This window comes from Kaustia mangrovi, assembly GCF_015482775.1.
Taxonomy (GTDB): domain Bacteria; phylum Pseudomonadota; class Alphaproteobacteria; order Rhizobiales; family Im1; genus Kaustia; species Kaustia mangrovi.
On record NZ_CP058214.1, the window covers coordinates 2,300,830 to 2,313,688 of the forward strand.

At 68.2% G+C, this 12,859-nt stretch carries 10 protein-coding genes; 8 read left to right on the forward strand and 2 right to left on the reverse strand.

The features are described 5' to 3' along the window. Positions 1-15 precede the first annotated feature (15 nt). The 6 genes from HW532_RS10655 to HW532_RS10680 all read left to right on the forward strand — a co-directional run bounded on the left by HW532_RS10655 (position 16) and on the right by HW532_RS10680 (position 9,973). On the forward strand, positions 16-1,155 hold the full coding sequence (locus HW532_RS10655; protein ID WP_213164344.1) for a TAXI family TRAP transporter solute-binding subunit: 1,140 nt from the start codon (positions 16-18) through the stop codon (positions 1,153-1,155). Between the two features lie 102 nt (positions 1,156-1,257). Beyond that, entirely contained in the window at positions 1,258-3,195 is a 1,938-nt protein-coding gene (locus HW532_RS10660; protein WP_213164345.1) for a TRAP transporter permease, read from the forward strand. 47 nt (positions 3,196-3,242) lie between these two features. After that, positions 3,243-4,412 (forward strand): phenylacetate--CoA ligase family protein, encoded by a 1,170-nt coding sequence (locus HW532_RS10665; protein WP_213164346.1) that lies wholly within the window; start codon positions 3,243-3,245, stop codon positions 4,410-4,412. A 124-nt stretch (positions 4,413-4,536) separates the two neighbouring features. Beyond that, complete coding sequence (locus tag HW532_RS10670; RefSeq protein WP_213164347.1) at positions 4,537-5,664, forward strand: lipoate--protein ligase family protein; 1,128 nt, start codon at positions 4,537-4,539, stop codon at positions 5,662-5,664. Between the two features lie 216 nt (positions 5,665-5,880). Continuing rightward, positions 5,881-6,870 (forward strand): efflux RND transporter periplasmic adaptor subunit, encoded by a 990-nt coding sequence (locus tag HW532_RS10675; RefSeq protein ID WP_246479956.1) that lies wholly within the window; start codon positions 5,881-5,883, stop codon positions 6,868-6,870. A gap of 10 nt (positions 6,871-6,880) precedes the next feature. Then, positions 6,881-9,973, forward strand: a complete 3,093-nt coding sequence (locus HW532_RS10680; protein WP_213164349.1) for an efflux RND transporter permease subunit — start codon at positions 6,881-6,883, stop codon at positions 9,971-9,973. Between the two features lie 7 nt (positions 9,974-9,980). On the opposite strand, the gene HW532_RS10685 is transcribed toward HW532_RS10680, so the two are convergent. Next, positions 9,981-10,340: a DUF488 domain-containing protein gene (locus HW532_RS10685; protein ID WP_213164350.1), complete on the reverse strand. Its 360-nt coding sequence runs from the start codon at positions 10,338-10,340 to the stop codon at positions 9,981-9,983. Positions 10,341-10,441: 101 nt separating this feature from the next. Here HW532_RS10685 and HW532_RS10690 point away from each other — a divergent pair, with 101 nt between their 5' ends. After that, positions 10,442-10,903 (forward strand): group III truncated hemoglobin, encoded by a 462-nt coding sequence (locus HW532_RS10690; RefSeq protein WP_246479865.1) that lies wholly within the window; start codon positions 10,442-10,444, stop codon positions 10,901-10,903. Between the two features lie 38 nt (positions 10,904-10,941). Continuing rightward, positions 10,942-11,406, forward strand: a complete 465-nt coding sequence (locus HW532_RS10695) for a DUF4149 domain-containing protein (RefSeq protein ID WP_213164351.1) — start codon at positions 10,942-10,944, stop codon at positions 11,404-11,406. A gap of 165 nt (positions 11,407-11,571) precedes the next feature. Here the strand turns inward: HW532_RS10695 and ispG are convergent, their stop codons facing one another. Then, the gene (ispG, locus tag HW532_RS10700) at positions 11,572-12,831 is read right to left on the reverse strand and encodes a flavodoxin-dependent (E)-4-hydroxy-3-methylbut-2-enyl-diphosphate synthase (protein WP_213164352.1); all 1,260 of its coding nucleotides are present in this window, start codon (positions 12,829-12,831) and stop codon (positions 11,572-11,574) included. Between the last annotated feature and the right edge of the window lie 28 nt (positions 12,832-12,859).

Consider the following 12,859-nt stretch of genomic DNA (forward strand, 5'->3'; position numbering starts at 1 on the left):
CATGGGAGGATCTCCATGAAGACTACAGTGAAACGGACCCTGACCGCCGCCATTGTGGCCGGCGTCACGGCATTTGCCGGCCAGGCGGGCGCGCAGGAGGCCGAGCTGCCCCGCACCATGATGTGGAGCGCCTACGATGTCGGCTCCAGCGGCTACACGGAAGCCTCCGCCGTCGCCGACGCCCTGATCAAGGAATACGGCGTGCGCATCCGCATCATGCCGTCGGGCACCTCCATCGGCCGGCTCCTGCCGCTCAAGACGGGCCGCGTGCAATATGGCTGGCTCGCCAACGAGGTCTATTTCGCGACCGAGGCTCTCTACGACTTCTCCGCGCGCGAATGGGGCCCCCAGGACCTGCGCGTGGTCATGGGCCGGCCCGCGGGCTTCGGCATCGGGGTGGCCGCGGATACCGGCGTGAAGGAGCTCGCCGATCTGAAGGGCAAGCGCGTCTCGCGCATCCAGGCCAATCCGTCGGTCAATCTGAAGGTCGAGGCGATCCTGGCCTTCGCCGGGCTGACCTGGGACGATGTCGAGGTGGTCGAGATGCCGTCCTACGGCGCGGCGCTGCGCGGCGTCGTCGAGGGGCAGAACGATGCCGCCGGCGGCGTGCCCACGGCCGGCATCTTCCGCGAGCTCGAGGCGAGCAGCCGCGGCATCGTCTGGCCGAACCTTCCCACCGACAACAAGGAGGGCTGGGACCGCGTCCGCAAGGTGGCGCCGTTCTTCTCCCCGGCCACCGAGACCATCGGCGCGGGCCTCTCCAAGGAGCATCCCGCCCAGCTCATCGCCTACAAGTATCCGATGATCACCACCTATGCCTCGACATCCGAGGAGGACGTCTACAATCTGACCAAGGCGGTGGTCGAGAGCTACGACATCTACAAGGACGCCAACAAGGTCATGCCGCGCTGGGACGCCCAGTCGGCCGGCAAGACGCCGGCGGATGCGCCGTTCCATCCCGGTGCCGTCAAGTACCTGAAGGAAATCGGCGTGTGGACCGACGAGGACGAGGCCTGGAACCAGAAGCGGCTGGAGCGGCTCAAGGCCGTGCAGGCCGCCTGGGACGCCGCGGAGGAAGAGGCGATCGAGAAGGAGATCGCCGACGCGGACTGGCCCGACTTCTGGGCGTCCTACCGCAAGGAACACCTGAACTGAGGGACTTGTGACCGCACTGTCCCGCCTCCTCGCCCTCCCGGCGCTTCCGTGCCGGGAGGGCGAGCGGATCGGGACGCGGCCCACCGAACTGCGAGCCGATGCATGACGAGCGACCATGAGAACGAAACAGCCACCGACTGGGGATGGCGACGCGAGGACCGGCGCCTCTCGGGCACGGCCTGGTTCGCCGTCTTCGCGCTGTCGGCCGTCGGCGTCGCGCTCGTCATCAACCAGCTCTTCCATCTCGGCCTGTTCGGCTTCCGGCCGATCAGCACGGCCTATTACTACCTCCTGATCGGACTGTTCCTGCCGATCGCCTTCCTGGCCTTCCCCGCGCGCGGCCGCGACGCTCACAGGGTGCGCTGGTACGACTGGCTGCTCGTGCCGGCGACCATGGGTGTCGGCGCCTATCTCGCCTGGAACGCGGAGAACATCATCTCCATGGGCTGGGACATCATGGCGCCGACCACGCCCACGGTGATCTCGGGCATCCTGGTGCTGCTCGTGCTGGAGGGCGTGCGCCGCTGCGGCGGGCTGCCCCTGCTCGTCATCTGCGCCGTCTTCGGTGCCTATCCGTTGTTCGCCGGGTCCATGCCCGGCGTGCTCTGGGGCAGCCAGTACACGCTGGCGGAGACGGTCTCCGCCCACGCCATGGGCGTGGAGAGCATCATCGGCATCCCGATGCGGGTCGTCTCCGACCTCTTGATCGGCTTCATCGTCTTCGGCGTCGCGCTCACCGTCTCCGGCGGCGGCGCCTTCTTCATGGATCTCGCGACCGGGCTCATGGGGTCGTCGCGCGGCGGGCCGGCCAAGGTGGCGATCCTCGCCTCCGGCTTCTTCGGCTCGCTGTCGGGCAGCGTCATCTCCAATGTCATCTCCACCGGCGCCATGACGATCCCGACCATGAAGCGCTGCGGCTATCCGCCCGCCTATGCCGGCGCGGTGGAGGCCTGCGCCTCGACGGGCGGCGCGCTCATGCCCCCGGTCATGGGCGCGGTCGCCTTCATCATGGCCTCGTTCCTCAACGTGCCCTATGTGGACGTGATGACGGCGGCGGCCGTTCCTGCCGTCCTGTTCTACCTCGTCCTCCTGCTGCAGGCCGACGCCTATGCGGCGCGCACCGGGCTTCAGGGCCTGCCGCGCGACCAGCTCCCCTCGCTCACGGCCACGCTCAGGACGGGCTGGGTCTATCTCTTCGCGCTGGCGCTCCTCGTCTATCTGCTCGTCTTCCGCAATATCGAGTCGATGGCGCCCTTCTATGCCTCCGCCGTGCTCGTGTTCACCGCGCTCGTTATCCATAGCGGCATGGACCGGCTGCGCGTCGTGCTCGACCTCGTCGTGGAGGCCGGCACCAATATCGCCCATCTGATCGGCATCCTCGCCGGCATCGGCCTGATCGTCGGCTCGCTGTCGATTACCGGCGTCGGCAACGCCTTCTCGCGCGAGCTCATCCAGTATGCCGGCGACAATGTGTTCCTGCTCCTGGTGCTCGGCGCGCTGACGAGCTTCGTCCTCGGCATGGGGATGACGGTGAGCGCCTGCTACATCTTCCTTGCCATCGTGCTCGCCCCGGCCCTCGTCCAGTCGGGGCTGAACGAGATGGCGAGCCACATGTTCATCCTCTATTGGGGCATGCTGTCCTACATCACCCCGCCCGTGGCGCTCGCCGCGGTGGCGGCCGCCGGCATCGCCAAGGCGCCCGCGCTCGGCACCGGCATCAAGGCCATGCGGCTCGGCTCGGTGCTGTTCATCCTGCCCTTCCTCTTCATCTACAATCCGGCCCTCATCCTCGACGGCGACACCGTCACCGTGATCGTCTCCATCGCCACCGCGCTCGTCGCGGTGTGGATGCTGTCGGCGGGCTTCGAGCGCTATCTCTACTTCGCGGGGCCGCTCAAGGCGTGGCAGGTCGCAGTAGTCTTCGTCGGGGCTGCGGGCTTCATGATCCCCGAACACAGGAGCGACCTCATCGGCCTCGCAGCGCTTGCCATCGTCTATGGCGAACGGCTCCTCGCCGGCCGGCGACGCGAGGCGGCGTGACGCCCCGCCCCCGCAAGGCGCCCGACCCGCAAGGAGAAAGAGCCCCCATGAGCTTCCCGCTTGACGCCATGAACGAGATGCTGGACCGGCTCGGCTCCCACCCCTTCCATGGGGACCGCCTGCCGCGCCGCGTCGCCGACGCGCAGGACTTCGCCGCGCGCGTGCCGCTCATGCGCCGCGACGACCTCGCCCGCGAGATGGCGAAACCCGGCCATGGCGCCTTCTCGGCGCCCGACGCGGTGCGCATGAACCTGACGCCCATGGGCTCCGCGCTCATGCCCATCCTGCACACAAGGGCCGATCTCGACCGCGCGACCGCGGCCTGCCGCACGCATCTCGAGGCCTGCGGCATCGGGCCCGGCGATGTCTGCGCGGTCACCTTCGGCTATCACCTGTTCGTCGCCGGGCTCTTCTACGAGACCCAGATGGAGGCCCATGGCGTGACCTGCCTGCCGCTCGGACCGGGCGAGGCGGAGCGGACGGCGGAGATCTGCGCGCGCGAGGGCGTCACCGTGCTCGCCGGCAACCCGACCTTCGCGCTCAGGCTCATCGAGAAGGGCATGCCGGCCCCGCGCGTCTTCTTCGCCGGCGGCGAGCCCTTCACGGGCAACGCCACGCTTTATGGCCGGGTGCGCGCGGCCATGCCGGAAACGGTGCTGGTCGATTCCTTCTCCCTGTCGGAATTCCTCCCCGTGGCGCGCACCTTCCCCGGCGGGGAGGGCGTGCATGTCTTCGACGAGCTGGTCCATGCGGAGGTGATCGATCCCGATACCGAGCAGCCCGTGGCGGACGGCGAGCGCGGCGAGCTCGTGCTGACCCATCTCGCCAAGGAGGCCCAGCCGCTCGTGCGCTACCGCACCGGCGACCTCACTGTGAAGCGGGAGACGGCGCCGGTGCACGGCCGCACCGTGAACCTGCCGCGCGTCGTCTTCGGGCGCACCGACGGCATGGTGAAGGCCAAGGGCGTGAAGCTCTACCCGTCGGAGATGCGCGCCGTGCTGCTGGGTCTCGACGGGTTGACCGGGCGTTACCGGCTGATCGTCGCCCGAAAGGCTTCCGGCGGCGACCACCTGACGCTCGCCATCGAGGGCACGCCGGACGCCGGAACGCTGGAGGCGGTGCGCACCAGTTTCAGGACACAGACGCTGGTCGGGCTCGACGACATCCTCGTCGAGGAGACGCTGGCGGAGGGACCGCTCGCCGTCGACGAGCGTTAGATCGACCTACACTCAGGTGACCTCACCTGAGTGTAGAGAAGCTGATCGTTCTTAGAGTGTTAGAGCAACTTACCCCACGTCCAGCGGGATGTGGGCTTGCTCTGAGGGATGGGAGATCCGGGACATGGCTGAACGGAACTGGCGACTGATTGTCGAGCACAATCCCTATACGGATTTCTCCATCTCGGTCTCGCCCGCCGTGGAGCGCGCGGTGGCCGCGGGCGAGGCGCCGCCGACCGTTCTCCTGAACGTCTTCGACCGCGATTCCATCACCATCGGCGTCAACGAGGACCCGCTGCAGGTCGTCGACATGGAATATTGCCGCGCCGAAGGCATCGAGGTGCGCCGGCGGGTCAATGGCGGCGGCGCGATCTATGCGGGCGCGGGCTCCGTCTTCATGTGCTTCTACCTGCCGACGGCGCTTGAGGGCGTGCCGCAGACCGCGCGCGAGGCCTTCCCGCAGGTGCTCTCCTCCGTCGCGCGCACGCTGGAGGCCCGCTACGGCTTTCCCGCGCGCTACCGGCCGCTCAACGATGTCGAGGTCGACGGCCGCAAGCTCATGCCGACCTCGGTGAAGATCGAGGACGGCGTGATGACCCTGCGCGTGCTCCTCAATGTCCGCGCCATCGATGCCGATGTCGCGGCGAAGGCGCTGCCCATGCCGCCGGAAAAGGTGAAGGACAAGGTCCACAAGGAGCTCAAGTCCCGCTACACCTGGCTCGAGCGCGAGGCCGGGCGCGCAATCGCCCCCGACGAGCTGGAAACGGCGATCCGGCAGGTGACCGCCGACGCCTTCGGCCCCGTCGACCTCAAGGCCGGCACGCTCACCGCGTTCGAGCGCGAGACGGCGGAGAGGCTCGCCGCCGAGCTCGGCAGCGACGACTGGCTCTTCGGCAAGTCCGAGCATGTGCTCTTCGGCCCCCTCAAGCCGGGCGAGACTGTCCTGCGCGGCCGGGCCAAGGCCGTGGGCGGGCTCATCTGGGCGGCGCTCAAGCTCCGCGACGGCGTCGTGTCCCGCGCCATCGTCAATGGCGACTGGCACCCCCGCCCGACCGACAGCGTCGCCTGGCTCGAGGCCGCGCTGGCCGGCTGCCCCGCGCAGGGCCCGGCCATCGAGGAGCGCGTCCGCACCGTTCTCGCCCGCGAGGATGTGGAGTTCGCCGGCATCGAGCCGGAGGATCTCATGGCGGCCTTCGAAAAGGCGCTCGCCGGAATGGAAAGCGACGACGCGTCGGCCTTGCAGCGCTCCTGAAAAGGTGCAAACTGTCCCGCCGGGCGGCCGCAGTCGCGGTATCCGCGACGGCTTTCCGGACCGGGGAAGGCGTCCGGCACGGTTCGTGCACGGCTTATGGCCAGTGCGTGGCGAGCCGGCTCGCCCAGGGCGAACCATTTCTGACAGGCACGGAATATGGGCGTGTTGCATCATTTTTTGGCGGCCGCCATTGTCGGTCTGACGAGCGCCGTGGCGATGTTGCCCGGCGCGGTGCCGGCGCATGCGCAAGACGCGCGCGCGACACCCGTCGAGGCCGTCACCGTCGAACCGGAGCCCCTCACCGTCACCATCGAGGCCGCTGCCGGGCTGACCGCCAACGAGTCCGTGGTGATCAGCCCCGAGATCGACGGCCGGATCGCCGAGATTGCCTTTTCCGAGGGCGACCCGGTGAAGAAGGACGACCTCCTGTTCCGCCTCAAGGACGACCTGCTCCGCGCCCAGTGGGAGGAGGCCAAGGCCTCCCTGAAGCTTGCCGAGCAGAATTTCGAGCGCGCCACGGCCCTGCTCCAGAAACGGGCCGGCACGGAACGCGCGCTCGACGAGGCACAGGCCCAGCTCCTGATCAACGAGGCCCGTGTCGCGGTTGCGCGCGAACGGCTGGACGAGACCCGGATCCATGCCCCCTTCGGCGGCTATGTCGGCTTCCGCTCGGTCAGCGTCGGCGACTATGTGAGCAAGGGCGACGAACTCGTGGAGGTCGTCTCCGTCGATCCCATGAAGGTGACGTTCGACATCCCCGAGCGCTATCTGCGCGATGTTGCGCTCGGCCAGACCGTGACCGTCACGCTCGACGCCCTGCCCGGCGAAAGCTTCACGGGCAAGGTGACCGCCATGTCGCCGCGCGTGACGGCGGCCGGGCGCAGCCTGCGCCTGCGCGCGGAGGTCGCAAACGAGAATGCCCGGCTGAAGCCCGGCCTGTTCGCCCGTGTCGCGGTCACACTCGCGGAGCGCGACACCGCACTGCTCGTGCCGGAATCGGCCATCGTGCCGCGCGGCAGCGAGCGCTTCGTCTATACGGTCGCCGAGGGCAAGGCGCATTTCGTGAAGGTCGTGCCCGGCGTGCGCCGCGCGGGCCGGGTGGAGATCCGCGAGGGGCTGGAACCCGGCGACGTCGTCGTCACGGCCGGTCAGCTCAAGCTCAGGGACGGCGCGCCCGTCACCGTGCTCGACAAGGGAGAATCATGAGGGCCCCGTCATGAGGATCTCCGAGATCTGCATACGCCGGCCGGTCTTCGCCACGGTCCTGAGCCTCGTGGTGGCTCTGGTGGGGCTCGTCTCCTACGAGCGCCTGTCGGTGCGCGAATATCCCAATATCGATCCGCCGACCGTCAATGTGCGCACCAGCTATCCCGGCGCCAGCGCGGCGATCATCGAGACCCAGGTCACCAAGGTGCTGGAGGAATCGCTCGCCGGCATCGAGGGCATCGACTACATCACCTCCATCAGCCGGCAGGAAAGCAGCCAGATCACCGTCAATTTCGATCTGAACCGCGATCCCGACGCCGCGGCCGCCGATGTGCGCGACCGGGTGAGCCGTGTGCGCGGGCGCCTGCCCGACGAGATCGACGAGCCGGTGATCCAGAAGGTGGAGGCCGACGCCCAGCCGATCATGTATCTGGCCTTCGCCTCCACGCGGCACACTCCGCTGGAGATCAGCGACTATGCCGACCGCTATGTGAAGGACCAGCTCCAGACGCTGCCGGGCGTGGCGGAGGTGCGCATCTTCGGCGAGCGGCGCTATTCCATGCGGCTCTGGCTCGACCCGATGCGCATGGCGGGCTACGGCATCACCGTGCAGGACGTCGAGACGGCCCTGCGCCAGCAGAATGTGGAGATCCCGGCGGGACGGGTGGAGAGCACCGACCGCGAGTTCACCGTGCTGTCGGAGACCGATCTGCGCACGCCCGAGCAGTTCGACGATCTGGTCATCAAGCGCGCGGACAACTACCTCGTGCGACTTGAGGATATCGGCCATGCCGCCCTCGCGCCGGAGGACGAGCGCCGCATCGCCCGCTTCAAGGGAAACACCGCCGTCGCCCTCGGCGTCGTCAAGCAGGCGACCGCCAATCCGCTCGACGTCTCGACCGCCGTGCGCAACGAGCTGCCGCGTATCGAGGAGGCCCTGCCGGAGGGCATGACCGTGAACATCGCCTACGACAAGTCGGTGTTCATCGACGAGTCGATCAAGAATGTCTACACGACCATCGGCGAGGCCATCGTGCTGGTCGTGTTCATCATCTTCTTCTTCCTGCGCTCGATCCGGGCGACGCTGATCCCGCTGGTCACCATCCCGGTCTCGCTCATCGGCGCGTTCGCGCTGATGTTTCTGTTCGGCTTCTCCATCAACACGCTCACCCTGCTCGCGCTGGTGCTTGCCATCGGCCTCGTGGTCGACGACGCCATCGTGATGCTGGAGAATATCTACCGCCATGTGGAGGAGGGCCTCACGCCCTTCGAGGCGGCGATCAAGGGCTCGCGCGAGATCGCCTTCGCGGTCGTCGCCATGACGCTGACGCTCGCCGCCGTCTATGTGCCGATCGGCTTCATGACGGGCAAGACCGGGCGGCTGTTCACCGAATTCGCCTGGGCGCTGGCCGGCGCGGTGCTGATTTCCGGCTTCGTGGCGCTGACGCTCTCGCCCATGATGAGCTCCAAGCTGCTCAAGCCGCACCACACCTCCAACCGGCTCTCCGCGGCCGTCGAAAGCTTCCTGGAGGGCATGACCGGCCTTTATCGCCGGCTGCTCGCCGTGGCGCTCAGGGCCCGCGTGCTCATGCTGCTCGTCGGCGCGGCGGTGGCCGGCATCGGCGTCTATTTCTACAGCCAACTCAACTCCGAGCTCGCACCTTACGAGGACCAGGGTGTGCTGATCGGCATCATGGTCGGCCCGGAGGGTGCGACCATCGACTATATGGACGGCTATGCCCGCGATCTGGAGGAGATCTACAAGGGCGTGCCGGAGGCGGAGCGCTATTTCGTCGTCGTCGGCTATCCGACCGTCTCGCGCGGCATCTCCTTCCTCGGCTTCACGCCGTGGGAGGACCGCGAGCGCTCCGCCAAGGAGATCGCGGGCGCGCTCGGCGGGCCCATGTTCTCCATTCCCGGCATCATGGCCTTTCCCGTCAGGCCGGCGCCGCTCGGCCAGCGCGGCAGCGCCAAGCCCATCGAGTTCATCATCCAGACCTCGCGCCCCTATGACGAGCTCCAGGAGATGGTCGACGCGGTACTCGACAAGGTCGCCGACTATCCGGGCCTCGCCAATATCGAGACCGACCTGAAGCTCAACAAGCCGCAGATCACGGTCTCGATAGACCGCGAGAAGGCGGCCAATCTCGGCATCGAGATCGGCACGATCGGGCGCACCATGGAAACCATGCTCGGCGGCCGGCAGGTGACCCGCTTCAAGCGGGACGGCGAGCAATACGACGTCATCCTCCAGCTCGCCCGCGCCGACCGGTCCACGCCGCGCGACCTGCGCAACATCCATGTCCGCTCGGAGGGCGGAGACATGGTGCCGCTGTCCAACCTGGTCGCCATCGAGGAAACGGTCGCCCCGCGCGAGCTGAACCATTTCGACCAGCTCCGCGCGGCCACCATCACCGCCAATCTGGGCGAGGGCTACAGCCTCGGCCAGTCCCTCGGATATCTGGAGACGGCGGCGCGCGAGACATTGCCGGGCACCGCGAGGGTCGACTATTCCGGCCAGTCGCGCGAGTTCAAGGAAAGCGGCGCGGAGATCTACCTGACCTTCGTGCTGGCGCTCGCCTTCATCTATCTCGTCCTGTCGGCGCAGTTCGAGAGCTTCATCGACCCGTTCATCATCCTGCTCACCGTGCCGCTGTCCATCGCCGGTGGGCTCGCCGCGCTCTATTTCTCCGGCGGCACGCTGAACATCTACAGCCAGGTCGGGCTCGTCACCCTGATCGGGCTCATATCGAAGCACGGCATCCTGATCGTGGAATTCGCCAACCAGATGCGCGCGCACGGCCACACCGTGACCGAGGCCGTGATCGAGGCGGCGACGCTTCGGCTGCGGCCGATCCTCATGACGACCGGCGCCATGGCGCTCGGCGCGGTGCCGCTCGCCATCGCGGTCGGAGCGGGCGCGGAGAGCCGGCAGGATATCGGCTGGGTGATCGTCGGCGGCATCCTGGTCGGCACCTTCTTCACCCTGTTCGTCATTCCCGCGGCCTATTCGCTGGTGCGCGGGCGGGCGAGACCCGCCGCCGTCGCCCCGGAAGAGGGCGGGACCGCCGGTATCGGCGATACGCGCCAGGCGGCGGAGTGAGGCGGGCTCACCCGGTCCCCTCAAGGATCTCCTTCAGCGCCTCCGCATTGCAGTAACGCTCCTCGCGCGAGGCGAAGACGAGCGTCACCCGCCCCTGCGCCGCCCGACGGCGAAGACGGTCGAGAAGCTCCGTCTTGTCCTCGAGCTCGCGGGCATAGCGCGCCTTGAACTCCGGCCAGCGCGCGCGGTCGTGACCGTACCATTTGCGCAAGCCCGCCGATGGCGCGATCTCCTTCAGCCATTCGTCGACCCGCGCCGTCTCCTTCTTCAGCCCGCGCGGCCACAGGCGGTCGACGAGGATGCGCGTGCCGTCGGCCTCGTCCGGGGCCTCGTAGACACGCTTGATGCGGATATCGCGGTGGGGCATCGTGTCCCTCCCTTTCGCGCTCAATATCGCCCATATTGGGCACGCGGCACAGCCCTCGCGGCGTGCCCCCATAGTCCAGGAACCCATCCGTCGGGGCACCCATGGCAGACGACAGCCTGAGAATCCTCCCGAGCCGGCAGGGGGCCGACCGGCCCCGCGACCACGCCGTCAGCGAGGACATGATCCGGACCCTCGTCCACACCTTCTACGGCCGCGTGCGCGACGACGAGGCCCTGGGGCCGATCTTCGCCGCCGAGCTCGGCGACGACTGGGGCCCGCATCTCGACAAGATGTGCGACTTCTGGTCCTCCGTCATGCTGACCACCGGGCGCTACAAGGGCCGCCCGCTGCCGGCGCACATGAAGGTGGAGGCCATCCGGGAGGAGCATTTCGCCCGCTGGCTCGCCCTGTTCTCCGAGACCGCGCGCGAGGTCTGCCCGCCGCGCGAGGCCGACGCCTTCATCGCACGCGCGAGCCGGATCGCGGAGAGCTTCAAGCTCGCCATGTTCTTCCGGCTTCCCCCGGCGGGCGCCCCGCCCCGGCCCAGCGATCCGTCCCGCTGAGCGCCGACCGGCCCGTCACCCCCACAGAGGCAATTTCCATGGCACCTGCATCCGCTCCGGGCCCCTGGCCGCGCCTGACCGTCATCGGCCTTGTCTGCCTGTGGGCCGGGCTCGTCATCGGCGTGTCGTTCCTCGCGACGCCCGTGAAGTTCGGCGCCGAAGGCCTCGACCGCCCGGTCGCGCTCGATATCGGCCGCATCACCTTCGCCGCCCTCAATATCGCCGAATGGGGCCTCGCCGCGCTCCTGGCCCTCGTCGTGGTGCTCGGCGCGCGCACCCAGCCGCGCCTGATCGCGATGCTCGCCATCATCGTGATCCTGCTCCTGCAGACCTCGTGGCTCCTGCCCGCGCTCGACGAGCGCACGGCCATGGTCATCGCCGGCAAGCCGCTCGAGCCGTCGATCCATCACATGGCCTATGGCATTCTGGAGATCGCGAAGGTCGTGGCGCTCATCGCCTGGGCGGGCCTGGAGGCCCGCCTCGTCGCACGCGGGATGCGCTAGGGCGTCTCTTAGCCGGAACCATTTGAGCCATACTCCATGGCTCATGGGCTCCCGCCTTCGCGGGAGCGAGCGGAAAAATCGAACGTCCTTGTCGACAACCGCTCATGCCCGCACAGGCGGGCATCCAGCAAGCGGCCCGGCTTGCGGCCTCGCCGGGGCGAATACCTATTCCGCCGCGCTGGCCGTCTCCGGCGACGCGCCGAGCCCGTAGCGGCGGGAGACGTAGTCCTCGACGATCACCTTGAACTGCTCGGCGATATCCTCGCCCCTGAGCGTCATGGCCTTCTCGCCGTCGATGAAGACCGGGGCGGAGGGCAGTTCGCCGGTGCCCGGCAGGGAGATGCCGATATCGGCGTGCTTGGATTCGCCCGGGCCGTTCACGATGCAGCCCATCACGGCGAGCTGGAGATCCTCGAAGCCCGCATATTGCTCGCGCCATTCCGGCAGGCGCTCGCGCACATAGGCCTGGATGTCGCGGGCGAGTTCCTGGAACACGGTGGAGGTCGTGCGCCCGCAGCCGGGGCATGCGGTGACCATCGGCATAAAGGAGCGCAGGCCCATGGACTGCAGGATCTCCTGGCCGACGCGCACCTCCTCCGCCCGGTCGCCGCCGGGCTCCGGCGTGAGCGAGATGCGGATCGTGTCGCCGATGCCCTCCTGAAGCAGGACGGCGAGGCCGGCGGTCGAGGCGACGATGCCCTTCGAGCCCATGCCCGCCTCGGTGAGCCCCAGATGGAGCGCATAGTCGGACCGCTCCGCCAGCATGCGGTAGACGCGGATCAGGTCCTGGACCGTGGAGACCTTGCCCGACAGGATGATGCGGTCGCGGCCAAGGCCGATCTCCTCCGCGCGCGCCGCCGACAGGAGCGCCGACTGCACCATGGCCTCGTGCATCACCGCGCGCGCGTCGAGCGGGGCGTCGCTCTTGGCGTTCTCGTCCATGAGCCGCGTCAGGAGCTCCTGGTCGAGGCTGCCCCAGTTGACGCCGATGCGCACCGGCTTGCCGTATTCGAGCGCCTTCTCGATCATCATCGAGAACTGCTTGTCGCGCTTGTCCCTGAAGCCGACATTGCCCGGATTGATGCGGTACTTGTCGAGCGCTTCCGCGCAGGCCGGAAAGTCGCTCAGGAGCTTGTGGCCGATATAGTGGAAGTCGCCGACCAGCGGCACCTCGACCCCCATGGCGACGAGCCGGTCGCGGATCTCCGGAACGGCGGCGGCCGCATCCGGCCGGTCGACCGTGATGCGCACGAGCTCCGAGCCGGCCCGCGCGAGGCTCGCGACCTGCTTGGCCGTCGCCTCCGCGTCGGCGGTGTCGGTATTGGTCATGGACTGCACCACGACCGGCGCGTCGCCGCCGACCGTGACGGAGCCGACCTTCACGCCCACCGAGCGGCGCCGCTTGATCTCCATAAAGCCCGACATGGGATTACCCGTAGAAAGCCTCTATGCT

Coding starts and splice junctions, on each gene's coding strand:
- HW532_RS10660 (WP_213164345.1), top strand. CDS start 1,258: ATGACGAGCGACCATGAGAACGAAACAGCCACCGACTGGGGATGGCGA.
- ispG (WP_213164352.1), bottom strand. CDS start 12,831: ATGTCGGGCTTTATGGAGATCAAGCGGCGCCGCTCGGTGGGCGTGAAG.
- HW532_RS10680 (WP_213164349.1), top strand. CDS start 6,881: ATGAGGATCTCCGAGATCTGCATACGCCGGCCGGTCTTCGCCACGGTC.
- HW532_RS10670 (WP_213164347.1), top strand. CDS start 4,537: ATGGCTGAACGGAACTGGCGACTGATTGTCGAGCACAATCCCTATACG.
- HW532_RS10695 (WP_213164351.1), top strand. CDS start 10,942: ATGGCACCTGCATCCGCTCCGGGCCCCTGGCCGCGCCTGACCGTCATC.
- HW532_RS10655 (WP_213164344.1), top strand. CDS start 16: ATGAAGACTACAGTGAAACGGACCCTGACCGCCGCCATTGTGGCCGGC.
- HW532_RS10685 (WP_213164350.1), bottom strand. CDS start 10,340: ATGCCCCACCGCGATATCCGCATCAAGCGTGTCTACGAGGCCCCGGAC.
- HW532_RS10675 (WP_246479956.1), top strand. CDS start 5,881: ATGTTGCCCGGCGCGGTGCCGGCGCATGCGCAAGACGCGCGCGCGACA.
- HW532_RS10665 (WP_213164346.1), top strand. CDS start 3,243: ATGAGCTTCCCGCTTGACGCCATGAACGAGATGCTGGACCGGCTCGGC.
- HW532_RS10690 (WP_246479865.1), top strand. CDS start 10,442: ATGGCAGACGACAGCCTGAGAATCCTCCCGAGCCGGCAGGGGGCCGAC.